The sequence below is a fragment of the Kocuria himachalensis genome, assembly GCF_054784195.1.
In genome coordinates, this window is record NZ_BAAGPL010000009.1 from 154208 (window position 1) to 180301 (window position 26094).

General features: G+C 73.0%; 21 protein-coding genes and 1 riboswitch. Of the genes, 9 read left to right on the plus strand and 12 right to left on the minus strand.

Translation table 11 applies throughout. The features are described from left to right. Position 1: 1 nt before the first annotated feature. The 5 genes from ACYVM4_RS07530 to ACYVM4_RS07550 form a co-directional block, all read right to left on the minus strand. Positions 2-1957 (minus strand): amylosucrase, encoded by a 1956-nt coding sequence (locus ACYVM4_RS07530; RefSeq protein ID WP_438612822.1) that lies wholly within the window; start codon positions 1955-1957, stop codon positions 2-4. A gap of 370 nt (positions 1958-2327) precedes the next feature. Beyond that, a complete protein-coding gene (locus ACYVM4_RS07535) occupies positions 2328-3260 on the minus strand; it encodes an ABC transporter substrate-binding protein (RefSeq protein WP_460668130.1) in 933 nt (310 codons plus the stop codon). Between the two features lie 58 nt (positions 3261-3318). Then, entirely contained in the window at positions 3319-3990 is a 672-nt protein-coding gene (locus tag ACYVM4_RS07540) for an ABC transporter permease (RefSeq protein ID WP_368821513.1), read from the minus strand. Next, a complete protein-coding gene (locus tag ACYVM4_RS07545; RefSeq protein WP_368821512.1) occupies positions 3987-4661 on the minus strand; it encodes an ABC transporter permease in 675 nt (224 codons plus the stop codon). The genes ACYVM4_RS07540 and ACYVM4_RS07545 overlap by 4 nt, the downstream gene beginning before the upstream one ends. Then, positions 4658-5767: an ABC transporter ATP-binding protein gene (locus tag ACYVM4_RS07550; RefSeq protein ID WP_368821511.1), complete on the minus strand. Its 1110-nt coding sequence runs from the start codon at positions 5765-5767 to the stop codon at positions 4658-4660. The genes ACYVM4_RS07545 and ACYVM4_RS07550 overlap by 4 nt, the downstream gene beginning before the upstream one ends. A 120-nt stretch (positions 5768-5887) precedes the next feature. On the opposite strand from ACYVM4_RS07550, the gene ACYVM4_RS07555 reads away from it, so the two are divergent. Beyond that, on the plus strand, positions 5888-6415 hold the full coding sequence (locus ACYVM4_RS07555) for a 2'-5' RNA ligase family protein (RefSeq protein ID WP_368821510.1): 528 nt from the start codon (positions 5888-5890) through the stop codon (positions 6413-6415). 171 nt (positions 6416-6586) lie between these two features. Then, positions 6587-6823: a DUF6953 family protein gene (locus tag ACYVM4_RS07560; protein ID WP_017831734.1), complete on the plus strand. Its 237-nt coding sequence runs from the start codon at positions 6587-6589 to the stop codon at positions 6821-6823. Between the two features lie 77 nt (positions 6824-6900). On the opposite strand, the gene ACYVM4_RS07565 is transcribed toward ACYVM4_RS07560, so the two are convergent. Genes ACYVM4_RS07565 through ACYVM4_RS07575 form a run of 3 tightly spaced genes read right to left on the minus strand, consistent with a single transcriptional unit; the run spans position 6901 to position 10650 of the window. Continuing rightward, positions 6901-7779 (minus strand): NAD(P)-dependent oxidoreductase, encoded by an 879-nt coding sequence (locus tag ACYVM4_RS07565; protein WP_460668131.1) that lies wholly within the window; start codon positions 7777-7779, stop codon positions 6901-6903. Continuing rightward, positions 7776-9254: a four-carbon acid sugar kinase family protein gene (locus ACYVM4_RS07570; RefSeq protein WP_460668132.1), complete on the minus strand. Its 1479-nt coding sequence runs from the start codon at positions 9252-9254 to the stop codon at positions 7776-7778. Before ACYVM4_RS07570 ends, ACYVM4_RS07565 begins: the two co-directional genes overlap by 4 nt. A 25-nt stretch (positions 9255-9279) precedes the next feature. Continuing rightward, entirely contained in the window at positions 9280-10650 is a 1371-nt protein-coding gene (locus tag ACYVM4_RS07575) for a GntT/GntP/DsdX family permease (protein WP_460668133.1), read from the minus strand. A gap of 202 nt (positions 10651-10852) precedes the next feature. Continuing rightward, positions 10853-10955: riboswitch (glycine riboswitch) on the plus strand. A gap of 150 nt (positions 10956-11105) precedes the next feature. On the opposite strand from ACYVM4_RS07575, the gene gcvP reads away from it, so the two are divergent. The 6 genes from gcvP (at position 11106) to ACYVM4_RS07605 (ending at position 19725) form a co-directional block, all read left to right on the plus strand. Then, complete coding sequence (gene gcvP / locus ACYVM4_RS07580; RefSeq protein ID WP_460668134.1) at positions 11106-13976, plus strand: aminomethyl-transferring glycine dehydrogenase; 2871 nt, start codon at positions 11106-11108, stop codon at positions 13974-13976. A 56-nt stretch (positions 13977-14032) separates the two neighbouring features. Continuing rightward, the gene (gcvT, locus tag ACYVM4_RS07585) at positions 14033-15154 is read left to right on the plus strand and encodes a glycine cleavage system aminomethyltransferase GcvT (RefSeq protein ID WP_460668135.1); all 1122 of its coding nucleotides are present in this window, start codon (positions 14033-14035) and stop codon (positions 15152-15154) included. Between the two features lie 91 nt (positions 15155-15245). Next, positions 15246-15623 (plus strand): glycine cleavage system protein GcvH, encoded by a 378-nt coding sequence (gene gcvH, locus ACYVM4_RS07590; RefSeq protein ID WP_368821503.1) that lies wholly within the window; start codon positions 15246-15248, stop codon positions 15621-15623. Further along, complete coding sequence (gene glyA, locus ACYVM4_RS07595) at positions 15620-16990, plus strand: serine hydroxymethyltransferase (RefSeq protein WP_460668136.1); 1371 nt, start codon at positions 15620-15622, stop codon at positions 16988-16990. Before gcvH ends, glyA begins: the two co-directional genes overlap by 4 nt. A gap of 118 nt (positions 16991-17108) precedes the next feature. Next, complete coding sequence (locus tag ACYVM4_RS07600) at positions 17109-18539, plus strand: L-serine ammonia-lyase (protein WP_460668137.1); 1431 nt, start codon at positions 17109-17111, stop codon at positions 18537-18539. 91 nt (positions 18540-18630) lie between these two features. Continuing rightward, positions 18631-19725, plus strand: a complete 1095-nt coding sequence (locus ACYVM4_RS07605; RefSeq protein WP_460668138.1) for an SDR family oxidoreductase — start codon at positions 18631-18633, stop codon at positions 19723-19725. Between the two features lie 165 nt (positions 19726-19890). Here the strand turns inward: ACYVM4_RS07605 and ACYVM4_RS07610 are convergent, their stop codons facing one another. From ACYVM4_RS07610 to ACYVM4_RS07620, 3 genes are read right to left on the minus strand one after another with little or no spacing between them, the layout of a single operon-like run. Beyond that, positions 19891-21114 (minus strand): amidohydrolase, encoded by a 1224-nt coding sequence (locus tag ACYVM4_RS07610; protein ID WP_460668139.1) that lies wholly within the window; start codon positions 21112-21114, stop codon positions 19891-19893. A 42-nt stretch (positions 21115-21156) separates the two neighbouring features. Next, positions 21157-21906 carry a hypothetical protein gene (locus ACYVM4_RS07615; RefSeq protein WP_460668140.1) on the minus strand — a complete coding sequence of 250 codons (750 nt, stop codon included), beginning with the start codon at positions 21904-21906 and terminating at the stop codon, positions 21157-21159. 33 nt (positions 21907-21939) lie between these two features. Next, positions 21940-22695 carry a DUF5058 family protein gene (locus ACYVM4_RS07620; protein ID WP_460668141.1) on the minus strand — a complete coding sequence of 252 codons (756 nt, stop codon included), beginning with the start codon at positions 22693-22695 and terminating at the stop codon, positions 21940-21942. A 162-nt stretch (positions 22696-22857) separates the two neighbouring features. On the opposite strand from ACYVM4_RS07620, the gene ACYVM4_RS07625 reads away from it, so the two are divergent. Beyond that, positions 22858-23865 (plus strand): AsnC family transcriptional regulator, encoded by a 1008-nt coding sequence (locus ACYVM4_RS07625; protein ID WP_460668142.1) that lies wholly within the window; start codon positions 22858-22860, stop codon positions 23863-23865. 152 nt (positions 23866-24017) lie between these two features. Here ACYVM4_RS07625 and ACYVM4_RS07630 read toward each other — a convergent pair whose 3' ends face one another. Continuing rightward, a complete protein-coding gene (locus ACYVM4_RS07630) occupies positions 24018-25865 on the minus strand; it encodes an ABC transporter ATP-binding protein (protein WP_460668184.1) in 1848 nt (615 codons plus the stop codon). Positions 25866-26094: the final 229 nt, after the last annotated feature.

The following is a 26094-nucleotide window of genomic DNA, read 5'->3' on the forward strand; positions in this document are numbered from 1 at the left end:
GTCAGCGCTTCGGGAGCACGCGGATCCAGAGGAACCCGTGGGCGTCGATCAGCAGGCCGTGGCGCAGGTCGAGCTCGGTGTTGCCGTGCAGCTCGACGGCCTGGGGCAGGAACCCGGAGAGGGTCTCGCCGGTGACGAACTGGGACCAGTCGGAGAAGTTCGCCAGGCACAGCACCACCGTGTTGCCGCCGGGTCGCTGGTAGCCCAGCACGTGGGGGTTGCGCGTGTCGAACGGGACGAGCGTGTTGCCGTCGAACTCCGGGGAGTTCCGGCGCAGCTCGACCATCCGGCGGATGCCCCCGAAGATCCGGCCCTGCACGGAGAACAGCTCGTGGCGGCGCTCGTAGTCCTGGACGGGCCGCGGTGGGCGGTGCACCCACCGGGCGTCGCCGGCGTGGTCCGGGTCCTCGTTCCACGCGGGGTCGTTGAGCTGGCCGACCTCGTCGCCGAGGTACAGCAGGGGGATGCCGCCGGTGCTCATCGCCACGGAGTGCGCGAGCAGGACCCGGTCCACCGCGGACGCCGGGTCCTCGGCGAGGCCGAGCAGCGACGCCGTGGTCCCGCACACGCGGCAGTCCCCGGTGCGGGGGTTCTCCTGGAACGGGACGCCGTCCGCGAAGCTGCCGGGGTGGCGCCCGGTGTAGAAGGCGTTGAGGAAGCGGCGGTGGTCGTGGCCGTCCACGCCCAGCCGGGCGGCGTCCTCGTCCGAGAACGTCCAGCCGATGTCGTCGTGGCCGCGCACGTAGTCCACCCACGCCGTGCCGGGCGGGAGGGCGTGGCGCTCCTCGAGGGCCTGCGCCAGCAGCTTCGGCTCGCGGGTGGCCATCGCCTCCCACGTCAGGGCCATCTGCAGCGGGTTGTAGGACAGCTGGCACTGTCCGGGCTCGATGTACCGGGCGACCTCGTCCGGGTGGACGATCGCCTCGGACTTGAACAGCACGGCCGGTGCGGCGATCCGGCACAGCGCGTTGTACGCGCGCAGCAGCACGTGGGCCTGGGGCAGCGACTCGCACGTGGTGCCCAGCTGCTTCCAGATGAACGCGACGGCGTCCATGCGCAGCACCTCGACACCCTGGGCGGCGAGGAAGAGCAGTTCCGCCGCCATCGCCCGGAAGACGGCGGGATTGGTGTAGTTGAGGTCCCACTGGAAGGAGTAGAAGGTGCTCCACACCCACCGGGGGTCCTCCTCGGTGGCGCGGACCCGCGTGAAGGAGCCGGGGTGGTCGTCCGGGAAGATCTCCCGCGTGGTGCGCTCGAACTGCTCCGGGACGGTGCGGTCCGGGAAGATCCAGTAGTAGTCCTCGTACTCCTGCTCCCCCGCGGCGGCCCGGCGCGCCCACTCGTGCTCGTCGGAGGTGTGGTTGAAGACGAAGTCGAGGACCAGGCTGATCCCGTTCCGGCGCAGCTCGCGGCTCAGCTCGGCGAGCTCCTCCATGGTCCCCAGCTGCGGCGCCACGCGGCGGTACGACGACACCGCGTAGCCGCCGTCCGAGTTGCCCTCCGGCGCCTCGAACAGGGGCATGAGGTGGAGGTAGGTCAGGCCCAGTTCCCGGAAGTAGGGGATCTGCTCCCGGATCCCCTGCAGGTTCCCCGCGTACCGGTCCACGTAGCAGACGCCGCCGAGCATCTGCCGCGCGCCGAACCACGCGGGGTCCTGCTCGCGCCGGGCGTCCAGGGCCTTGAGGTCGTCGGGGCGCTCGGCCCAGGAGCGAGCCAGCTGCAGTCCGAGCTCGCTGAGCTGTTCGAGGAAGTCCTCGCGGTGGCCGTAGATCTCGGCGAAGAGCAGCGTCAACCGGGGGAAGTGCTCGTCGAACCGGCGGTCGAAGTCCGCCCATCCGGTGCCCGGCAGGTCCGCCGGGCGACGTTCCTGCACCTTCTGGCGTACGCACGCGGTGATCACGCGTGCCTGGTTCTCCGGCGACAGGCCCGGGATCCCGGGCGTACTGGTGGTGGGCACACTGCTCCTTCGGTCGTCCACCCCGGGGGCGGGGCGGTCTCCGAACTCGAGATCCTCCTTGACGACGAGCCCTCGGATGGTCAGGGACCCGCTTCCGCCGGCAGGCGGGAGCGGTCCGTCCCTCAGCATACTGATGCGCCCCCGGCTTTTCAGCGGATGACCCGGGCGTTCCTCCACATCCCTGTGCACAGAGTTGTCCACAGGTGTGGACGAGTCCTGGGGACACCGTCGAGGAAGGCCCGCCACCGCCCTGCGGGAGCGGGCCGGCGGGGCCGGCGGTCCCGGGGGATGCCGCCGCGCGTGTGGAGAACCCTGTGCAGGGCGGGCGCCGGGTCCCGGGAGCGCGGACCCCCGGGACCCGGTGCCGGGCTCAGTACCCGTTGGTGGAGAGCCACTCCTGCGCCGCGTCGGCCGGGCTGACCTGGTCCTCGCCGCTGACCTGGCGGTTCAGGTCGATGAGGTCCTCCGTGGTGAGCTTCCCGGACAGCTCGTTCAGGGCGTCCACCGCCTCCTGGGGCAGCCGGTCCGCCGCGGCCAGCGGCAGGACCTGCTGGGCGATGAAGTTGTTCTCCGGGTCCTCCAGCACCACGAGGTCGTTGTCGGCGATCGCCGGGGTGGTCGTGAAGATGTCGGCGACGTCCACGTCGCCGTTCAGGAGGGCCTGGACGGTGAGCGGGCCGCCGCCGTCGTTGATCGGCTCGAAGGACTCCGGCACGCAGCCGTACTTCTCCTCCAGGCCGTCGAGGCCGTAGGCGCGCTCGGCGAACTCGGGGGGTCCGCCGATCACCAGTTCGCCGCACACCCCGGCCAGGTCCGCGATGCTCGTGAGCCCGTACTGCTCCGCGGTCCCGGAGGTGACCACCATGGCGTCCTTGTTCTCCGCCGCGGAGGCCTCCAGCACGGTCAGGCCCTCGGGCAGCGCGTCCGGCAGGGCCGTCATGATCTCCTCGGCCGAGCTCGCCGTGGCCTCGGGGTCCACGAAGAGCAGGAGGTTGCCGGAGTAGTCCGGGACCACGTCCACGGACCCGTCCTGCACGGCCCCCACGTAGGCCTCGCGGGCGCCGATGCCCAGCGACGTCTCCGTCTCGACCCCGGCGGACTCGAGCGCCCCGGCGTAGAGCTCGGCCACGACCTGGCTCTCCGGGAAGTCGGCGGAGCCCACGGTCACGGTCTCCGAGGACGCGGTCGCCGACCCGTCCCCCTCGGCGAGGGGGTCGCCGCCGCCGCAGGCGGTCAGGCCCAGCAGCAGGGCGGCGCCCAGGGCGGGTGCGGTGGCGCGGCGGAGCACGGGAGCGGTGGTCATGGTGGTTCTCCTGTCGGTCGGTGGCACGGGAAGACGGTGGGTCATGGTCAGCGGCGGGTCAGGGCGCGGCGAGGCGCAGGCCCGGCGAGGTGGACAGCCGCTGGGCCAGCGCCAGGACGGCGTCCACGGCGAGCGCCAGGACCGCCACGAGCACCACGGAGCCGAGCATCCGGTCGTAGTCGCGCACCGCGAGGCCGTCGATGAGGTAGCGGCCGAGGCCGCCGAGGTTGATGTAGGCGACCACGGTCACGGTCGCCACGACCTGCAGGGCGGCGTTGCGGATCCCGCCCAGGATCACGGGCAGGGCGTTGGGCACCTCCACGCGGGTCAGCACCTGGCTCCCGGTCATCCCCATCGCCGCCCCGGCGTCCTTGAGGGCCGGGGAGACGTTCGCGACCCCGGCGTAGGTCCCCGACAGGATCGGCGGGATCGCCAGCAGGACGAGCGCGATGATCGGCGGCACCAGCCCGAGCCCGAGGAGCAGGGTGAAGAGGGTGAGCAGGCCCAGCGTGGGCAGGGCGCGCAGCGCACCCGCCAGGCCGACGACGACGCCGGACCCGCGCCCCGTGTGCCCCACCCACAGGCCCAGCGGGACCGCCACGGCCAGGGCCACGGCCATCGTCACGCCGCTGTACGTCAGGTGCTCCAGGAGCCGGGCGGGGATGCCGCCGGCCCCGGCCCAGTTCTCGGGATCGGTCAGCCACGCCAGGGCGGCGCCCACGAGGCTCATGCGACCGCCCCTCTCCGCACCCGCGGCACCGGAGTCGCGCCGACCCGCTGCCAGCGCGTCAGCGCGTGGCCGGCCCCCCGCAGCACGAGGTCGAGGAGCACCGCCAGGACCACGGTCAGGACGATGCCCACCGCGATCTCCTCGAGGATGGACCGGCGCAGCCCGTCGGTGAACAGGGTGCCGAGGGACTGGACGCCGATCACGGCGCCCACGCTGACCATGGAGATGTTGCTGACGGAGGCGACCCGCAGCCCGGCGACCAGCACCGGCACCGAGAGGGGCAGCTCGACCGCGAAGAAGCGCCGCAGCGGGCGGTAGCCCATCGCGGTGGAGGCCTGCAGGATGTCGCGGTCCACGGACTCGAAGGCGTCCACGGAGGAGCGCACCAGGATGGCCACCACATAGATGGTCAGCGCCACGACCACGTTCACCACCGAGGTGATCTGCGTGCCGAGGAGCAGGGGCAGCACCACGAACAGGGTCAGGGACGGGATGGTGTAGAGCAGGGAGGAGCCCGTGACGAACACCGGGCGCAGCGTGCGGTTGCGGGCCGCGAGCCGGGCCACCGGGACAGCGATCAGGGCGCCGAGCAGCAGGGGCAGCACCGACTGGACGAGGTGCGTGCCCGTGAGCTCCAGGACGGAGGGCCAGTTCCGGCTCGTCCAGGTCATCGGCGCGTCCGCCCGCCGAGCCGCGCGTCCTCGATGGCCGCGATGATCTCGCCCGGCTGCATGATCCCGACCGCCCGGCCGTGGTCGTCGACGACCACGGCGAGCCCCGACGGCGAGGACAGGGCCGCGTCCAGCGCGCTGCGCAGGGAGCTGCCGGGCCGGTGCAGGGTGCCGCCGACCACGGGGTCGTCCTCCGCGCCGGGCCGCACCCAGCCGCGGGGGGCGCCGTCGTCGTCGACCCGCAGCGTCCACCCGTCGGGGACGGGCCCGTCCCCGGTGCCGACCACGCCCTGGCTGCCGTCCGGGCGCACGGCGGCCACCGGGTGCACGGGGATGTCGTGGGCCGAGTCGAAGGTCAGGGAGCGGAAGCCGCGGTCCCGGCCCACGAAGTCCGCCACGAAGTCGTCGGCGGGCGCGCGCAGCAGCTCTTCCGGGGTGGCGTACTGCGCCAGCCGCCCACCCGTGGCGAAGACGGCCACCCGGTTCCCCAGCAGGATCGCCTCGTCGATGTCGTGGGTGACGAACACGATGGTGCGGTGCAGCCGGCGCTGGAGGTCCAGCAGCTCGCGCTGCAGGTCCTGGCGCACCACGGGGTCCACGGCGGAGAACGGCTCGTCCATCAGCAGGACCGGCGGGTCGGCGGCGAGCGCCCGGGCCACGCCCACGCGCTGCTGCTGCCCGCCCGAGAGCTGGGACGGGTAGCGGGAGCCCAGGGCCTCGTCGAGCCCCACGGTGGTCAGCAGCCCGCGGGCCCGTTCCCGGGCCTGCTTCTTCGGCACGCCGTTGAGCCGCGGGACGGTGGCGATGTTGTCCACCACGGTCCGGTGCGGCAGCAGGCCCGACTGCTGCATGACGTAGCCCATGGAGCGGCGCAGCTCGTGGGCGGGCACGGACGTGACGTCGCGGCCCTCCACCGTGACGGTGCCGGAGGTGGGCTCCACCATGCGGTTGATCATCCGCAGGGAGGTGGTCTTCCCGCAGCCGGAGGGCCCCACGAACACGGTGAGGGACCCGCGGGGGATCTCGAGGTCGAGAGCCTCGACGGCGGTGGTCCCGTCCGGGTACGTCTTGCCGGCGCCCTCGAAACGGATCGCGATGTCGGTCATGGAGATCCTCCCGTTGCCGTTCGGCCAGTATAGGCAAGCGCGGCGGACGCCCCGCTAGACTCGCGTCCACCGGAAGCGGCTCCCGCGGGGCCGCCGGCCGAACGCGCAAGGAGGTGGACGGTGCACAGCCTGGAGCTGCTGCTCGGCGAGGACGCCGAGGCGGCCGTGCGCGCCGACTGGGACCGGCTGGCCGAGGCGGGACTGCCCAGCTCCGGCCGGCACCGCTCCGAGTCCAACCGCCCCCACATCACCCTGGTCGCCGCCCCGTCCCTGGCCCCGGAGACCGTGCCGGGGATCGACGAGCGGGTCGCCGCGGCCGCCGGGTTCGTGGACCTGCCGCTGATCAGTGCGGGCGTGCTGCTGTTCGGCCCGGGCCGGGGCGGCTACGTGGTGGTCCGCCAGGTCGTGACCACCCCCGAGCTGCTCGAGCTGCACCGGCGGGTCTGCGACGCCGTGGGCGCGGTCCCCGGGCAGGCGCGCACCTCGTTCCCCGGGGCCTGGACGCCGCACGTCACCCTGGCGCGCCGGATGCGCCCGGACCAGGTGGCCGCCGCGCTCGGCGTCCTGGCCCCGCACCCCGAGCCGCTTCGGGCCGTGGCCCTGCGCCGCTGGGACGCGGACGCACGCACCGTGGTACACCTGGCCTGAGCGCCGGCCCGGTCCCCGTGCGGCCACGGTCGCCGCACGGCCCGCCGCGCAGGGACCGGCACGGGCGGCGCCCCGGCCTCGGGACCGGGCGTCGCGGACGCGGTCCCTCGAGGGAGCACGGCACCCCCGGCGCCGTGCTCCGGCGGGCGCGGAGCCGCGTAGGCTCGGAGCATGACGAGCGCACAGGACATCGCCACCTGGATGATCGACCGCATCCGGACCGAGGGACGGCTGTCCCAGGACCAGGCCGTCCAGGACATCCCCGGCACCTTCGGCCCCGAGTGGGTCCGGACCCTGGAGAACGGGCACACCGGGATCAGCAAGGAGGTGCTCGCGGAGTTCCGCAAGGCCCACGGCGGCACGGTGCAGTGGGACCGCGACCGCCGCTTCTGGTCCCTCAAGAGCTGAGCCGCCGGCCGGCTCCCCGGGAGCGCCCGGGAGCCGGTTCCGTGCGGGGCGGCCCGCCGCCCCGCACGGAACCCTGGTCAGCGCGAGCGGAGGATGTCGAAGACCACGGAGTCGTCGTGCCGGCCGTGGCCCTCCCGGCGGCCGCGCACGTAGAGCTGCTCGGCGGCCGAGGCCAGCGGCACCGGTTGCTCGACCGCCCGGGCCGCGTCGGTGACCAGGCCCATGTCCTTGACGAAGATGTCCAGGGCGGAGCGGACCTCGGCCTGGTCGCCCTGCAGCATCCGCGGGCCGCGGTCCTCGAACATGAAGGACGTGGCGGCCCCGGTCGAGAGGACCTCGAGGCACTGCGCCGGGTCCAGGCCCATCGAGTCCGCCAGGGCCAGCGCCTCGCCCGCCACGGCGATGTGCACGCCGCACAGCAGCTGGTTGACCACCTTGAAGCGCTGTCCGTCGCCCACCCGGGGTCCGACGACCGGTGCGTTGCCGGCCATCGCGTCGAGCAGCGGCCGGACCACGGCGACGTCCTCCTCCGCGCCGCCGACCATCACCAGCAGGTCCCCGGTGGCGGCGCGCGCCGTCCCTCCGGAGACCGGTGCGTCGACGATCCGCACGCCGCGACCCTCGAGGCCCTGCGCGCAGGACTCCACGGCCTGCGGGCCGACGGTCGCCATCACGAGCAGGACCGTGTCCGCGCCCAGTGCGCCGGCGATGCCGCGCTCGCCGAACAGGACGTCCTGCAGCTGCGCCCCGGTCGCGACCATGACGACGACGACATCGGCGCCGGCCGCCGCCTCCCGGGGATCGGCCCGCAGCTCCAGGGCGTCGCCCACGACCTCCTCGGCGCGGGGCGAGACGTCGAAGCCGCGGACGGGGAAGCCGGCGCGGGCCAGGGTGAGGGCCATGGGAGCACCCATGGCGCCCAGTCCCAGGAAGCCGACGGACAGCGGTGTGCTCATGACAGGTTCCCCTCGGAGTCGTTCGGGCCGGTGCGGCCCGGATCGGAGTCGTTCGGACCGGAGTCGTTCGGACCGGAGTCGTGCACGGCCCCGGGGCCGCGGCGCGGATCGAGCGACCGGGCGCGCTCGGCCGCCCGGTCGAGGACGCCCACGACGTCGGCGAGGGCGCTCTCGCCGCCCACGTTGCCGGGGAAGACCACGTAGGGCCCTCCCCGCGTGGTGTCCGGGGCGTCGGTGGGCTGGAACATCGAGATCTGGCCGGGGAAGAACTGGCCGGCCACGGTGGCCCGGCGGATCCCGAGGCCGCGGTGGGCCACCTCGTGGGAGGTGATCCCGCCCTTGGCCACGACCCACGCCGGGCGGGCCCGCGCCACCCCGTGCACGACCTCCACGAGCGCGTCGGAGACCGACCGCGCGATGGCCAGCGACTCCTCGGGGTCGTCCGTGCGCACCAGCTCGCGGCTCGTCCACACGACCGCGTCGCTGGTCTCCAGCGCTGCGGTGATCCGCGCGACGGCGTCGGCCACGCAGCCGGGGCGGGCGTCGTCGTCGAGCAGGGTGGGCACCTGCAGCTCGACCTCGAAGAGGTCGCGCCGGGTCCGCAGTTCGGCGAGCTGGCGGTTGGTCAGCCCCACGTGGGAGCCCACGGCCACGAGCCCGTGCGGGAGGCGCCCGGGGCCCACGACGATGTCCTCGGGACCCAGCTCGCGCGAGTCGGCGAGGCCGGCGAGAGGCCGCACGAACGAGGGGCCGCACCTGGTGACGAACGTGCGGCCCTCCGCCTCGAGGGTGGCCAGCGCCTCCGCCACGGTGTCGAGGTCCGCGTAGCTCGTGGCGTTGACGACCACCCACGCCCGGTCCCGTGCCCGGCGCAGGATCCGCGCGACGGCCGGCACGCCCCCGGAGCGGATGTCGTCCAGGCCGATCGAGAGGATCTCCGAGCGCTCCAGCCTTCCGCCGGAGCGCTCCACGAGGAAGTCCTTGAGGTCCGAGGAGGAGTAGCCGAACGTCGCGTCCGCGGCGAAGTCGGTCTCCCCCACGGGCATCGGGCGGCCCTGCAGGACCGCGTAGTGGATGTCGCCCTCGGTGTACCGTCCCGCCTCGATCATGGCCGGGGCGAAGAGGAACCCGTCGACCGCCACCCCGTGCCGCTCGAGGACGTCCGCCAGGGCCGTGGGCTCGGCGATCACGTGCCCGCGCAGCGTGGAGTCGCTGCGGGAGACGAGGTGCGGCAGGGGCAGGTCCTCGGCCAGCAGGCTCCCCAGCACCGCCGAGACGAGTGCGGTGTTGAGCGCCACGGCCTCGGCCTCGGGCCGGGCCCTGCTGTTGGTGAGCACGAAGCAGGTGCGCCCCGAGTGCCGGACGACGTCCAGCACGGGCGCGGGGTCCAGCTCGAGGACGACGTCGACGTCGTGCACGCACTGTGACCCCGTGGGGTCGTCGTCGAGCACGAGCAGGGTGCGCGGGGCGATCATGCGCAGAACTCCTTTCGGCGGGACATCAGGACAGCCCGGAAAGGGCGAACCACAGGACGGACACCACCAGGAACCCGACCAGTGAGGTGGCGGTGCACAGCACGGAGTAGGTGCGCAGAGCGGTCCCGGTCGGGACCCGGAAGTAGCGGCTCCACACCCAGAACAGGGAGTCGTTGACGTGGCTCAGGGCCATGGAGCCCACACCGATGGACAGCGCGAGCATGGCCATCTGGACGGGGGTGAGGTCCTGCGCCGCCGCCAGCGGAGCCATGAGCGGCGCCGTGGTGAGGATCGCGACGGTCGCCGAACCCTGGGCCGCCCGGATGAGCGCGGCCATGATGTAGGCCAGCAGGATGATGGGCAGACCGGTCCCGCCCAGGACGTCCGCGACGGCCTCGGAGACGCCGGTCTCGCGCAGCACGTAGCCGAACATGCCGCCGGCGCCCGTGATGAGGATGACGGCGGCCACGGGGGGCAGCGCGGAGTTGATGACGTGCTCGGTCTCCTCGCGGCCCCAGCCGCGCCGGTAGCCCAGCAGGATCGAGGCGAGGATCACGCCGATCAGCAGCGCCATCGGCGAGGCGCCGACCATGGACAGCACGGTCCGGACCGCGTTGCCCTCCGGCAGCATCAGTGCGCTGGTGGTCTGGAGCATGATGAGCGCGAGAGGCACGGCGATCATCGCGAGCACGAGACCGGTGCTGGGCGCCCTGGTCTGCACCACGCCGGTGTGGCCCGTGCCGCCGACGCTCTGCAGGACGTCGTCCCGCGAGATCTCCACGTGGGCGGTGCGGGCGAGGCGCATGGCCAGCCAGTGCCCGAACAGCCACATCGGGATCGCGGGGATGAAGGACAGCAGCAGGACGAGTCCGATGTCGGCGCCGAGCAGCTCGGAGCCGCCAACGATGCCCGGGTGGGGCGGGACGATGACGTGCACGGTCAGCATGGCGATGACGATCGGCAGGGCATAGGCGAGCATGTTCCCGCCCAGCCGGCGGGCGACGCCGAAGACGATGGGGATGAGCACGATCAGCCCGACGTCCACGAAGACGGGGATGCCGAAGATGAAGCCGGTGGCGCCGAGCGCGAAGGGGGCGCGCTTCTCCCCGAACTTGTCGAGCAGCCAGCGGGCCAGGACGTCGGCGCCGCCGGAGACCTCGATGATCCGGCCGAGCATGGCCCCCAGGGTGACGATGAGTGCGACGCTGCCCAGGGTGTTGCCCATGCCGGTGGTCAGCGTGGGGACGACCTCGGCGAGCGGGATCCCGGCGGCGAGGGCGAGCCCCGCGGCCGCGATCATCAGGGCGAGGAAGGGGTGCACCCGGCCCTTGATGATGAGGCCCAGGATGACCACGACGGCGGCCAGGCCCAGTAGGACGAGAGTGGTGGTGGTCATGAAGTCCTCGATGAGCTGCGGGGGCGCACGCCCCACCTGTAAGATGTCAGACATCTTATGTGAGCTGGACCACATCGTCAACGAGTGCCCTGGCGTCGACTGACCGGAGTCGCGGCCGCCGGCCCGAGCACGGCCGGTCCCCTCCCCGTGACGGTGGACACTCCTTTCCGGATCCGGCTATCCTGGATGCAGAAGACGCCCATGAACTGTGGTGGGAGAGTCCCTCCGGTGCACCCAGCCGGGAGGGCGCCGTAGGAGCAATTCCTCCCCAGGAAACTCTCAGGCCCCTGTACCACCACGGTTCGGCAACTCTGGAAAGCAGCCCGGCGCGCGTCGCCGGACTCACCGACGGTGCAAGCGGCCCACGGCCGCGGAATCTCTCAGGTCCCAGACAGAGCGGGGAGGAACTCGAACCGATCCACGCCGCCCTGGCGTGCAGCACCCGGGAGTTCCTCATGACGATCCAGCTCGCGATCACGTCCCCGACGACGGTCTTCGCCGACCGGCACATCGGTGCCGGCTCCGATGCCGTGCAGACCATGCTCGCCCGTGTGGGCCGAACCAGCCTCGACGACCTGGCGGACGCCGCCGTGCCCGCCGACATCCGTCAGCGCACCCCGCTGGACCTGCCGGAGGCCCTCAGCGAGCAGGAGGTGCTCGAGCAGCTGCGCACCTTCGCGAACCGCAACACCACGGCCGTGCAGATGATCGGCCAGGGCTACTACGACACCCACACGCCCCCGGTCATCCTGCGCAACGTGCTGGAGTCCCCGGGCTGGTACACCGCCTACACCCCCTACCAGCCCGAGATCTCCCAGGGGCGCCTGGAGGCGCTGCTGAACTTCCAGACCATGGTCGCCGACCTCACCGGGCTGCCGGTGGCCAACGCCTCGCTGCTGGACGAGGCCACGGCGGTGGTCGAGGCGGTGCTGCTGATGCGCCGGGCCAACAAGGCCCGCGGCAACGGGACGATCGTCATCGATGCCGACACGCTGCCGCAGACCCTGGCCGTGGTGCTGGCCCGCGCCGAGGCGCTGGGCTTCGCCGTGCAAGTCGCCGATCTGACGGCGGGCCTGCCCGAGGGCGAGATCACCGGCGTGGTCCTGCAGCAGCCCGGGGTCTCGGGGCGCGTCGTCGACCACGCCGCGGTGATCGCGGAGGCCAAGGAGCGCGGGGCGATGGTCACGGTCGCGGCCGACCTGCTGGCCCTGACCCTCATCACCCCGCCCGGCGAGCAGGGCGCGGACATCGCGGTGGGCTCCTCCCAGCGCTTCGGGGTCCCCCTGTTCTTCGGCGGTCCCCACGCGGCCTACATGGCGGTGCGCTCCGGCCTGGAGCGGAACCTCCCCGGCCGCCTGGTGGGCGTCTCCAAGGACGCCACCGGACGGGCGGCCTACCGCCTGGCGCTGCAGACGCGCGAGCAGCACATCCGCCGGGAGAAGGCCACCTCCAACATCTGCACCGCCCAGGCCTTGCTGGCGGTCGTGGCCGGCATGTACGCCGTCTACCACGGACCCGAAGGGCTCACGGCCATCGCCCGGCGCGTGCACGACCGCGCCCGGACCCTGGCCACCGTGCTGCAGGGCGCCGGTCACGAGCTCGTCGCGGAGCAGTTCTTCGACACCCTCACCGTGCGGGTCCCCGGGCGGGCGGAGCAGGTGGTCCGCGCGGCCGAGAACCGCGGCGTGAACCTGCGGCACGTCGACGCCGACCACGTCGGGATCTCCTGCGACGAGGCGACCACGGAGCAGCACCTCGTGCTCGTCGCCGAGGCTTTCGGCGCGGCGGACGCGACCGCTGCGGTCGCCGCCGGGCCGCGCGGCCTCGAGCTAGACCCGGGGGTGCGGCGGACCACGGAGTTCCTCACGCACCCCGTGTTCTCCACCCACCGGTCCGAGACGCAGATGCTGCGCTACCTGACGCGCCTGGAGAACCGGGACCTGGCCCTGGACCGGACGATGATCCCGCTGGGCTCCTGCACCATGAAGCTCAACGCGACCGCCGAGATGGCCGCCATGAGCTGGCCCGAGTTCGCCTCGATCCACCCGCTGGCCCCGGCCCACCAGACCACCGGCTGGCGCGAGCTGATCGCCGACCTGGAGGGCCGCCTGGAGTCGATCACCGGCTACGCGGCCGTGTCCCTCCAGCCCAACGCCGGCTCCCAGGGCGAGCTGGCCGGTCTGCTGGCCATCCGCGGCTACCACCGGTCGCGCGGCGAGGAGGAGCGCACCGTCTGCCTCATCCCGGCCTCGGCCCACGGCACCAACGCCGCCTCCGCGGTCCTGGCCGGGATGAAGGTCGTCGTCGTGAAGACGGCCACCGACGGCACCATCGACCACGCCGACCTCGACGCCAAGATCGAGACCCACCGCGAGCAGCTGGCCGCCATCATGATCACCTACCCCTCCACCCACGGGGTGTACGACGCCGACGTGCGCCAGGTCTGCGACGCCGTCCACGCCGCCGGCGGTCAGGTGTACATCGACGGGGCCAACCTCAACGCCCTGGTCGGCCTGGCCCAGCCGGGCCAGTTCGGCGGGGACGTGTCCCACCTGAACCTGCACAAGACCTTCTGCATCCCCCACGGCGGCGGCGGGCCCGGCGTCGGGCCCGTGGCGGTGGCCGCGCACCTGGCCCCCTTCCTGCCCGGCGACGCCACCCGCGCCGAGGCGGACGGGGCGGCCGGCGCGCCGATCTCGGCCACGATGTTCGGATCGGCCGGAGTGCTGCCGATCTCCTGGGCCTACATCGCGATGATGGGCGGCGACGGCCTCACCCGGGCCACGCAGACGGCGCTCCTCACGGCGAACTACGTCGCCACCGCGCTGAACGAGCACTACCCGGTGCTCTACACCGGCAACGAGGGGCTGGTCGCCCACGAGTGCATCCTGGACCTGCGGGCGCTCACCGCCCGCACCAAGGTGACCGCCGAGGACGTGGCCAAGCGGCTGATCGACTTCGGCTTCCACGCCCCGACCCTGTCGTTCCCGGTGGCCGGGACGCTGATGGTGGAGCCGACCGAGTCCGAGGACCTCGCCGAGATCGACCGGTTCATCACCGCGATGACCACCATCCGCGAGGAGATCGAGCAGGTCGCCCGCGGCGAGCTCAGCGCCGAGGACAGCCCGTTGCGCCACGCCCCGCACACCGCCGAGGTCGTGGCCGCGAGCGACTGGGACCGCCGCTATCCCCGCGAGCAGGGCGCCTTCCCCGTCCCGGATCTGCGCCAGGACAAGTACTTCCCGCCGGTCGGCCGCATCGACGGCGCCGCCGGGGACCGCAACCTCATCTGCTCCTGCCCGGCCCCCGAGGCCTTCGAGAACTGATCCGACACCGCACCGGATCGCCCCGACACGGACCGCACTGCCACGAAAGGCTCGACATGAGCGTCAGCACCACCTCCCGACACACCGCCCTGCACGACGAGCACGCCGTGCTGGGGGCCTCCTTCACCGACTTCGGGGGCTGGGACATGCCCCTGAAGTACGGCTCCGAGCTCGCCGAGCACCGCGCCGTGCGCACGGCCGCCGGCCTGTTCGACCTCTCCCACATGGGCGAGATCCGGGTGACCGGCCCGGACGCAGCGCGCTTCCTGAACACGGCCCTGGTGGGCAACCTCGCCGCCGTCGCCGTGGGCCGGGCCAAGTACTCCCTGATCTGCACCCCCGAGGGCGGGATCATCGACGACCTGATCAGCTACCGGCTGGCCGAGCACGAGTACCTGGTGGTGCCCAACGCCGGCAACGCCCCGGACGTGCTCGCCGCCCTGCAGGAGCGGGCCGCCGGCTTCGACGTCATCGTGGCCGACGAGTCCGCCGACACCTCGCTGGTCGCCGTCCAGGGGCCCGCCGCGCAGGCGATCCTGCAGGAGCTGGCTTCCGCCGAACAGCAGGAGCTGATCGCCGGGCTGAAGTACTACGCCGCCGCGCCGGCCACGGTCGCCGGGATCGACGTGCTGCTCGCCCGCACCGGCTACACCGGGGAGGACGGCTTCGAGCTCTACGTGCCCGACGCCCAGGCCGTGCCGCTGTGGAAGGCGCTCCTGGAGAGCGGGCCGGGCCTCGGACTCGTCCCCTGCGGGCTCGCCTGCCGCGACTCCCTGCGCCTGGAGGCCGGGATGCCGCTCTACGGCCAGGAGCTCACCCGGAACATCACCCCCTTCGAGGCCGGGTTCGGCCGGGTCGTCTCCTTCAAGAAGGAGGAGGACTTCGTGGGCCGCACGGTCCTGGAGGCCCGCAAGGCCGCGGGCGTGGGCCGCACGCTGGTCGGCCTGCGCGGCGAGGGCCGGCGCGCGGCCCGCGGCCACTACCCGATCAGCGTGGACGGCGAGGTCGTCGGGGAGGTCACCTCGGGGGCGCTGAGCCCGACCCTGGGCTACCCCATCGCCCTGGCCTACGTCGACAACGAGCACGCCGAGCCCGGCACGCAGGTGCAGGTCGACCTGCGCGGCAAGCCGGTGCCCTTCGAGGTCGTGTCCCTGCCGTTCTACCAGCGCGGGCAGTGACCCGCGCCTGGGCCGGCCCCGATCCGGCCCGGCCCGCGCCGTCCAGCCCGTTCCGCCACCCGTCGCCCCTCCTACTGAAAGGCTTCCGACCATGAGCACCATCCCTTCCCACCTGCGATACTCCGCCGAGCACGAGTGGGTGGACGAGTCCTCCCCCGTGAAGGTCGGCCTGTCCGCGGTCGCCGTCGACGCCCTCGGCGACGTCGTCTACCTCGACCTGCCCGAGGCCGGCTCCACCGTCACCGCCGGCGAGGTCTGCGGGGAGGTGGAGTCCACCAAGTCCGTCTCCGAGCTCTTCGCTCCGGTCTCCGGCACGGTCGCGGAGGTCAACGCGGCCGTCGTCGACGAGCCCGGTCTGGTGAACTCCGATCCCTACGGGGACGGATGGCTGTTCACCGTCGAGGTCACCGAGGAGGGAGAGCTGCTCACCGCCGAGCAGTACGCGCAGGCCCAGGAGGAGCAGGCATGAGCACGCACGCAGGAACACAGCAGGACGTCGAGACCCTGACCGCCGATCTCGCCGTGCTCGACCCCGAGGTCGCCGCGCAGATCGACCAGGAGCTCGGCCGGCAGCGCGAGGGCCTGGAGATGATCGCCTCCGAGAACCACACCGCCGTGGCCGTGATGCAGGCCCAGGGCTCGGTGCTCACCAACAAGTACGCCGAGGGCTACCCGGGGCGCCGCTACTACGGCGGCTGCGAGCACGTGGACGTCATCGAGCAGCTGGCCATCGACCGGGCCAAGGACCTCTTCGGCGCCGGCTTCGCGAACGTCCAACCGCACTCCGGGGCCCAGGCCAACGCCGCGGCCATGTCCGCGCTGATCAAGCCAGGGGACACCATCCTGGGCCTGGACCTCGCCCACGGCGGGCACCTCACCCACGGGATGAAGCTCAACTTCTCCGGCAAGCTCTACCAGGTCGCCGCCTACGGGGTGTCCGAGGACGACCACCGGGTCGACATGGCCGAGGTCGCCCGGCTCGCCCGGGAGCACCGTCCGCAGCTGATCATCGCCGGCTGGTCCGCCTACACGAGGCGGCTGGACTTCGCCGCCTTCCGCGCGATCGCCGACGAGGTCGGCGCCTATCTGATGGTGGACATGGCCCACTTCGCCGGGCTGGTCGCCGCCGGGCTGCACCCCAACCCCGTGCCCCACGCGCACGTGGTGACCTCCACGACGCACAAGACCCTGGCCGGCCCGCGCGGCGGCCTGATCCTCAGCAACGAGGCCGGCATCGCCAAGAAGCTCAACTCCGCGGTCTTCCCGGGCCAGCAGGGCGGTCCGCTCGAGCACGTGATCGCGGGCAAGGCCGTGGCGTTCGGGATCGCGGCCGGAGAGGACTTCCGCCGCCGGCAGGAGCGCACCCTCGAGGGCGCCGCGATCCTCGCCCGCCGGCTGCTCTCCCCGGACGTGCAGTCCCGGGGGATCTCCGTGGTCAGCGGCGGCACCGACGTGCACCTGGTCCTCGTGGACCTCCGCGGCTCGGCGCTGGACGGACGGCAGGGCGAGGACCTGCTCGCGCAGGTCGAGATCACCGTCAACCGCAACGCCGTGCCCTTCGACCCGCGCCCGCCGATGGTCACCTCCGGCCTGCGCATCGGCACCCCGGCCCTGGCCACCCGCGGCTTCGACGCGGAGGCCTTCGCCGAGGTCGCGGACATCATCGCCGAGACCCTCATCGCCGGCGCCGACGCCGCGGCCGAGAGCACCGGGGCCGAGGGCACCGGGGCGGGGAGCACCGATCCGGCCGTGCTCGACGGCCTCAGGGCGCGCGTCCTGGAGCTGGCCGCGGACCACCCGCTCTACACGGGGCTGGCCCCGCTGGGCGAGGGCTGAGCGCGCGCCGCACCCGGACACCGTCGAGGGACGTGGTGCGGGCCCCGGCCCGCACCACGACCGTTCCACCCGCAGCCGCCCCGCACCGGGGCACCACCTCCTTGGGAGCATCACCGTCATGGCCATCAGCGTCTTCGAACTGTTCACCGTGGGCATCGGCCCCTCGAGCTCCCACACCGTCGGCCCCATGCGCGCCGCACGGCGCTTCGCCGAGACCCTCGCCGCGGGCGAGCTGCTGGAGCGCACCGCGGACCTGCGCGTGGACGTCTACGGGTCCCTGGCCGCGACCGGCCGCGGCCACGGAACCTTCACCGCGATCCTGCTCGGTCTGGAGGGATACGACCCCGAGACGGTCCTTCCCGACGAGGTGGACGAGCGGCTCGCCGACCTCGCCGCCACCGGCACGCTGCGGCTGTGCGCTGCCCTCGGGCACCGCAAGGACCTCCCCTACCGGGTCGAGGACATGGTGCAGCACCCGCTGACCGTCCTGGAGCGGCACACCAACGGCATGCGCTTCCAGGCGCTGGACGCCTCCGGCGCCATGCTGGCCGACGAGACCTGGTTCTCCGTGGGCGGCGGGTTCATCGTCCAGGAGGGCGAGGAGGGCGCGGCCGCGGCCGAACTGGACGCCGCCAGCGCCCAGGTGCCCCACCCCTTCCGCACCGCCGCGCAGCTGCTGGCCCACTGCGGGAGCACGGGCATGCCGATCAGCGCGGTGATGCTGGCCAACGAGCGGACCTGGCGCGGCGAGAAGGAGATCCGGCAGCAGCTGCTGCACATCTGGACCGTGATGGAGGAGTGCAAGGACTCCAGCCTGCAGCGCACCGGCCCGCTGCCGGGCGGGCTGAACGTCGCCCGCCGCGCCCCCGAGTGGCACCGGCGCCTGCGCACCGAGGACCCGGACCGGGACCCGGGCTTCTGGCCGGAGTGGGTGAACCTCGTGGCCCTGGCGGTCAACGAGGAGAACGCCTCCGGCGGGCGCGTGGTCACCGCTCCCACCAACGGGGCGGCCGGCATCATCCCGGCCGTGCTGTTCTACGCCACCCACTACTCCCCCGCCGCCCGCGCCGCCGCCGCGGAGGGTCCCGAGGCGCTCGAGGCGGCCAGGCGCGACATCGTGGTCCGCTTCCTGCTCACGGCCGGGGCGGTCGGGGTGCTCTACAAGGAGCAGGCCTCGATCTCGGGGGCCGAGGTCGGCTGCCAGGGCGAGGTCGGCTCCGCGTCCTCGATGGCCGCCGCCGGCCTCGCCGAGATCCTGGACGGGACACCCGCCCAGGTGGAGAACGCCGCGGAGATCGCCATGGAGCACAACCTCGGGCTGACCTGCGACCCCATCGGCGGACTGGTGCAGATCCCCTGCATCGAGCGCAACGCGATCGCCGCGGCCAAGGCGATCAACGCCGCCAAGATGGCGATGTGGGGCGACGGCACCCACCGGGTCAGCCTCGACGAGGTCATCGTGACCATGCGCGAGACCGGCAGGGACATGAGCCACAAGTACAAGGAGACCGCCCTGGGCGGGCTCGCCGTCAACGTCGTGGAGTGCTGACCGTGAGACGCTGAGCCCGTCGGCCCGGAAGGCCCTGCCCCTGCGGACCGGCGAGCACCGCCTGCACCCACCGAGGAGACGAGACAGCACCGTGACAGCCCCCGCCCCGGACACCCGCCCCCGACCGCGCCGAACCGCCTTGGTGGTGGGGGCCAGCGGCATCGCCGGTTCGGCGATCGTCGAGCAGCTGACCCGCACCGAGGGCTGGGACGTGCTCGGTCTCTCCCGGAACCCGGTCCCCGGCAGCACGGCCCGGCACATCGGCGCCGACCTCCGGTCCCCGGAGAGCCTGGCCGCCGCCCTGGCCGGGGAGCGGCCCACGCACGTGTTCTTCACCGCCTGGTCCCGCCAGGCCACCGAGAAGGAGAACATCGCCGTCAACGCCGGGATGCTGCGCCACCTCCTGGCCGCCCTGGACCACGCCCCGCTCGAGCACGTGGCGCTGATGACGGGGCTCAAGCACTACCTGGGCCCGTTCGAGGCCTACGGCCGAGGGACCATGCCGGACACCCCCTTCCGGGAGGAGGAGCCGCGCCTGCCGGTGGAGAACTTCTACTACGCCCAGGAGGACGAGCTGTGGGCGGCCGCCGGACGCCAGGGCTTCCGCTGGTCCGTGCACCGGGCGCACACGGTCATCGGCCACGCGGTGGGCAACGCCATGAACATGGGCCTGACCCTGGCCGTGCAGGCGGCGATCTGCCGGGAGACGAGCCGCCCGTTCGTGTTCCCCGGCTCCGAGACCCAGTGGAACAGCCTGACCGACATGACCGACGGGTCCCTGCTGGCCGAGCACATGGTCTGGGCCGCGACCACGGAGGACGCCGGGAACGAGGCCTACAACGTGGTCAACGGCGACGTCTTCCGCTGGCGCCGGATGTGGCCGGCCCTGGCCGCCTGGTTCGGCCTCGAGTGGGAGGGCTTCGCCGGGCAGCCGCGGCCCCTCCAGGAGCAGATGCGCGGCGCCGAGGACGTCTGGGCCCGGATCGTCGAGGAGCACGGGCTCGTGGAGCCGGACCTGGCGCGCGTGGCCTCCTGGTGGCACACCGACGCCGACCTCGGCCGGCCCATCGAGGTGGTCGCCGACATGAGCAAGAGCCGGCTGGCCGGGTTCCCCGGCTACCGCCGCACCCAGGACTGCTTCACGGCCCTGTTCGAGCGCTACCGCGCCGAGCGCATCATCCCCTGAATGCCCCCGGCGGTGCCGGAGCACGGCTCCGGCCGGACCGGCCGGGCGGGCGGGGCCCCCGCACCGGCCCGGCTCCGCCCGCGCACGGACGACGACGGTCCGGATCCCGACGCAACCGGACCGTCGTGCTCGCCGTGACGGCGGGAGAAGGTCACCGGGGAGGGGTCAGCGGCCCACGCAGGAGAGGATCGCCGTGAGGGCCGCCTGCACACCGGTGGACAGCGTCGGCTCGATCGCCGGGGCGAAGAACGGGGAGTGGTTCATCGGCACGGGCCCCTCGCCGTCGAGAGCGGCGGCGTCGTGGCCGCCGAACATCCAGAAGACCGTGGGCACGCCGATGGCCGCACCGAGGGCCCCGAAGTCCTCCGAGCCCATCAGCGGCTCGATCTCCGCCACGCTGTCCTCCCCCAGCACCTGCCGGAACCGCTCGACGAGAGCCGCGGTGGCGTCGGGGTCGTTGTAGTTGCGGGGGAAGGTGGAGAGCACCTCGACGGTCGGCTCGGGGGCCCCGGAGGCCGCCGCCTCCGCCGAGATGATCCGGCGCAGCGCCGCCAGGACGTGGTCGCGGACCGCGGGGTCGAAGGTGCGCACGTTGAGCGTGAACTCGGCCGACGCTGGGATGATGTTCTCCTTCAGCCCGCCGTGGAAGGTGCCGACGGTGACCACGGCCGGTCGGCGCGGATCGATCTCCCGGGAGACGATGGTCTGGAGGCGGGTGATGATGTGCGCCCCCAGCACGATCGGGTCGGTGGAGTCCTGCGGCTGGGATGCATGAGACCCCTTGCCGTGCAGCGTCACCTTCCACGAGTCGGCCATCGCCATGGTGTCCCCCGACGCGTACGAGATGGTCCCGGCCCGGCCGGGCATCACGTGCTGGCCGTAGACGACATCGGGCACCGGGGCCTTGCCCCACAGCCCGTCCTCGAGCATGGCCTTCGCGCCGGCGGCGGTCTCCTCCCCCGGCTGGAACACGAGCACCACGGTCCCGGCCCACGCCTCGCGGGCTCCGGTCAGCAGCTCGGCGGCCGTCAGCAGCACGGCCACGTGCGTGTCGTGGCCGCAGCCGTGCATCACCGGGACCTGGGTCCCGTCCTCCAGCCGCCCGGTGGCCGTGCTGGCGTAGTCCAGCCCCGTGTCCTCGGCCAGCGGCAGGCCGTCGGTGTCGGCGCGGAAGGCCACCGTGGGCCCGTCGCCGTTGCGCAGCACCCCGACGACGCCGGTGCCGCCGCAGCGGAAGTTCTCGATGCCCAGCGCGGTGAGGCGCTGCTCGATCAGGGTCGCGGTGGCGTGCTCCTGCATGGACAGCTCCGGGTGCGCGTGCAGGTGCCGGTAGAGCTCGTGCATCCGCTGCCGCAGCTCATCGGTGAGCTGCAGGTCCGTGGTGATCATGGCGAAGGGTCCTTTCGGGGAACGGGCCTGGTCGAGACATTCCTAGTCGATGCTGAATTCGTCCTCCCGGTCGTTCCGCTCGGACTCGGCGGGGTCGCCCGGGGAGGATTCGTCGCGCAGGAACCAGGCGAGCACGGCGGTGCCGATCACCGCGATCGCGGTGCCGAAGAAGGCCAGGGCCGGGACGGCGGGCACGAGGAGGAACACGACGGCGGCGGCGACGACACCGGCGATGACCGTCATGCGCAGGGTCCGCGTGGACACGATCGCCTGCACGAGCACCGCGCCGAGGACCGAGGGCAGGATGTACGTCTGGACCACGGCCACGACCTCGGCCGGCACGACGCTGACCAGCCAGGAGCCCAGGAGGCCGACGAGGACGAGCAGGGAGACCAGGTGGACCATGGCCGCACCGCTGATGGCCATCACGGCCGCCAGCTCCCCGCGCCGGGTGCCGGGCTTGGCGCCGATGGAGGCCTGGGCGATCAGTGCCGCGGGCAGCAGCTTGTTGGAGATGTTGCCGATCATGAACGCCTGGTACATCGAGGCCTGGCCCAGGATCGGGTAGTAGGTCAGCGGTTCCACGATCCACAGCACCCCGAAGGTGCCGGCGATGGCCAGCAGGGCGGTCCAGATCCGGGCCTGGTCCACGTCGAGGCCGCTGAAGAGCACGAGGTAGGCGGGGCCGGCCAGGGCGAAGATCAGCCCGGCGATCATCGTCAGCCGGCCCCATCGGGCGGTGGTCGTGTCGAACTGGACGAGGGCGGGAACGGCGGAGTTCACAGTGGTCATGGCAGAAGTCCTTCGGTGGTCTCGGGCGCAGGCTCAGGCGGTGGGGAACACGCCGGCGCCGACGGTGAGGTAGGTGACGACCAGCGCGGTCAGGATGGCGAAGCCCAGGGCCCACTCGCGGACCCACTGAGCCCGGAGCGCCTTGGCGATCCCCAGGCACGCCGCCATCACGGCCGCCGAGGCGAGGAAGGCCACCACGTGGTTGCCCGACTTCGGCAGCTCCCCGAGTCCGAGGGCGAAGAACGCCCCGAGCAGGGCCGCGCCGGGGACCACCGTCATCACGGCCGGGTTGACCTTGCGCAGGCTGACGTCGCCGCGCTTGAGCAGCGGGGTGAGGACCAGCGTGGCGAGCATCCACATCGAGCCGCCCAGGCTCATGGCCATGAACGCCACGGCGAACACGCTCTGCGTGTAGGTGGGCCCGCCCAGGTCGGCCCCCATGGTGCCCGCGGCGATGCTGGCGGCGCCGGTCTCGAAGGACACCGACCCGATCAGCCCGATCCGCACCAGCACGGCGGGAGTCCCGAAGACGGTCAGCAGCGCGACGGCCACCAGGGCCACGGCCAGGGACGGACCGATCGCCGAGACCGCCCCGGCGCGGAAGGAGGTCCGCAGCTCCGCCGGGCTCACCCCGGCGGCGGGGGCCGCCACGCGGGCGGCCCGGACGTAGACGACGGTCTGGACGACGATGACGGCGAAGACGCCGAGGGCGCAGATCCACAGCACGGGCAGGTTGGCCACGGACAGGATATCGGTGGAGGCGCCGTCGACAACGGTGCGCAGGTTCATGGGAACTCCCGGGGGTGGTCGGGTCGGCAGGGAAGGAGGGGCGGGGCCACGAGCCGGCCGTCACCGGCAGGCATCTGCTCCGAGCGTGACGTGACGCCGATCACCATGGGGAGATATCCTCGAAAACCTGCACCGAACGCACACTTGACCCAAGGAACCAGCGTGGAACTGCCCGTGGAGGACCTCGAGCTCGTCCACGCCCTGCAGATCGCGCCGCGGGCGACGTGGACCCAGCTGGGGGCCGCGCTCGGCCGCCACCCCACCACCCTGGCCGCTCGCTGGGACCGGCTCCGGGCCGACGGCCGCACCTGGGTCACCGCCCACCTCGGCACCTCCGGCACGCAGGGCTGCGCCACCTTCATCGGCCTCGAGTGCCGCCCGGGCCGCCGGGCCGAGGTGCTGGAGCGGCTGTGCGCCGTGCCGGAGATCGGCACCGTCGAGGAGTCCGCGCGCGCCTGGGATGTCCGGCTCACCGTCCTCACCCGCAGCTGGGAGCAGATGACCCGGGACGTGCTGCCGCTGGTGCGGGCCGATCCGGCGATCCTGCGGGCCCAGCTCACGGTGGCCACACGGCTCCACGCGATCGGCAACAACTGGCGCCTGGACGTGCTGTCCCCGGAGCAGCAGCGCCGCGTGGGCGCCCTGCGGCCGGAGGTGCACCGCCCGCACGGCGCCACTCCCGCCCACCTCGAGGAGATGACGGCCGTGCTCCAGTCCGACGGGCGCGCCACCGCCGCGGAGATCGCCGCCGCGACGGGCACGCACCCGACGACGGCGGCCCGGCACCTGCGCCAGGCGCTCGAGACCGGCCTCGTCGCCCTCCGCTGCGAACTGGCCCAGCAGTACTCCGGCTACCCGGTGTCCTGCCAGTGGTACGTCCGGGTGCCGCCGGCGCAGCTCGAGGCGGCCGTGCGCTGCCTGCGCTCCCACCGGACGCTGCGCCTGTGCGCCTCCACCACGGGCGACACCAACCTCACCTTCCTGCTCTGGCTGCGCACCCCCGGGGACATCTTCGACGTCGAGGCCGAGCTGCAGGCCGCCGCGCCGGGGGTCCAGGTGGTCGAGTCCGACGTGGGCGTGCGGACCCACAAGCGCATGGGCTGGATGCTGCGCGACGACTCGACCGCGACCGGCGAGGTGGTGACCGAGCTCGCTCCGGCCGCCCCGTGACGTCGTGCGCCGCCCGGGTGTGCGACGCCGCGCTGCCCGAGGAGCCGCACCATGAGCAGGAACGCCAGGTAGATGCCCACGGCCGCGGCCACCACCGCCAGCGCTCCGGGGGCGTCCATGCCGAGGCGGGCCACGGCGTCGTCGAGCACGGATCAGACCTCCTGGTCCGCGAACTGCGTCTCGTAGAGCTCCGCGTAGCGCCCGCTCTCGGCGAGGAGCTCGGCGTGCCGGCCGCGCTCCACGATCCGGCCGTCCTCGACCACCAGGATCTGGTCGGCGGAGCGGATGGTCGAGAGCCGGTGGGCGATGACCAGGGCGGTGCGCCCCTCCATCGCCTCGCCCAGGGCCGCCTGGACGTAGGCCTCGTTGGTGGAGTCCAGGGCCGACGTGGCCTCGTCGAGGATCACCACGCGCGGGGCCGCGAGCAGCAGGCGGGCGATGGTCAGCCGCTGCCGCTCCCCGCCGGAGAGCCGGTAGCCGCGCTCGCCCACCACGGTGTCCAGCCCGTCCGGGAGGGCGCGGATCACGTGCTCCATGCGGGCCCGGGCCAGGGCGTCCCACAGCTGCTCGTCCGTGGCCTCCGGCTTCACCAGGGCGAGGTTGTCCCGGATCGACTCGTGGAATAGGTGCCCGTCCTGGGTCACCATCCCGATGGTCTCCCGCAGCGAGGCGAAGGTGGCGTCCCGCACGTCCGTTCCCCCGATCCGGACGGCTCCCGAGGTGACGTCGTAGAGCCGGGCCACGAGCTGGGCGATGGTCGACTTCCCCGCGCCGGAGGACCCCACGAGGGCCACCGTCCGCCCCGGCAGGACGGTGAAGCTCACGCCGTGCAGCACCTCCTCGCCACCCCGGGAGTCGAGCACCGCGACGTCCTCCAGCGAGGCCAGCGAGACCTCCTCGGCGGAGGGGTAGGCGAACCGGACGTCGTCGAACTCCACCGACGCGGGCCCGGAGGGCAGCGTCCGGGCCCCGGGCCGCTCCTGGATCAGGGGGACGAGATCGAGGATCTCGAAGACCCGCTCGAAGCTCACCACGGCGCTCATGACGTCCATCCGGGCGTTCGCGAGCATCGTCAGCGGGGTGTACAGCCGGGTGAGCAGCAGGGCGAGGGTCACGACCGCGCCCGCGTCCAGGTTACCGAGGATCGCCTGGGCGCCGCCGAGCCCGTAGACGAGGGCCAGGGCGAGCGCGGAGACCAGCGTCAGGGCCGTGACGAACACGGTCTGCAGCATCGCCACCCGCACACCGATGTCCCGGACGCGGCCGGCGCGGCGGGCGAACTCCGCGGCCTCGGCGTCGGGCCGGCCGAAGAGCTTGACCAGGGTGGCGCCGCCGGCGGAGAACCGTTCGGTCATCTGCGTGGACATGGACGCGTTGTGCTGGGCCGCCTCGCGCTGGAGGTTCGCCAGGCGCCCGCCCATGGCACGGGCCGGGACCAGGAAGATCGGCAGCAGGAGCACGGACAGCGCGGTGACCTGCCACGAGATCGAGACCATGACGACCACGGTCAGGATCAGGGAGACGATGTTGCTCACCACGCCGGAGAGCGTGTTGGCGAACGCCCGCTGGGCGCCGATGACGTCGTTGTTGAGCCGGGAGACCAGGGCCCCGGTGCGCGTGCGGGTGAAGAAGGCGATCGGCATCCGCTGCACGTGGTCGTAGACGGCGGTGCGCAGGTCCAGGATGAGTCCCTCGCCGATCAGGGAGGAGAGCCAGCGGTTGAGGACGTTCAGCCCGGCGTCCACGACCGCCACGACGGCGATGGCCACCGCGAGCCAGACCACCACGGAGACCTCGTCCCCGGCGTTGATCGCACGGACCACGTCACCGGCCAGGATGGGGGTGACCACGCCGAGCAGGGCCGTGAGCACGGAGACGACCAGGAACACCGTGAGCCTCGCCTTGTGCGGGCGCGCGAAGGCGACGATGCGCCGGAGCGTGCCCCGGTCGATCTTCCGGCCCTTGACCTCCTGGCCCTGGACGGTGCGCCACAGCACCATGTACGGCGAGTTCTGCATGCTCATGCGCCAACCCCGATCTGCGGGGATCACCCGCGCTGGATCCGGCGCGGCACCGTGGAGATCGTGCGCGCCGCGCCGGGGACGATTTTACGCGTCCGCGCCGACACGTCCGCACGCGCCGGTCGCCGAGGGGGCTCCACCGGCCGACGACGAACCCCCGCCCGCAGGACGCTGCGGGCGGGGGCTGGTCGCTCCGGCGCCGCCAGGC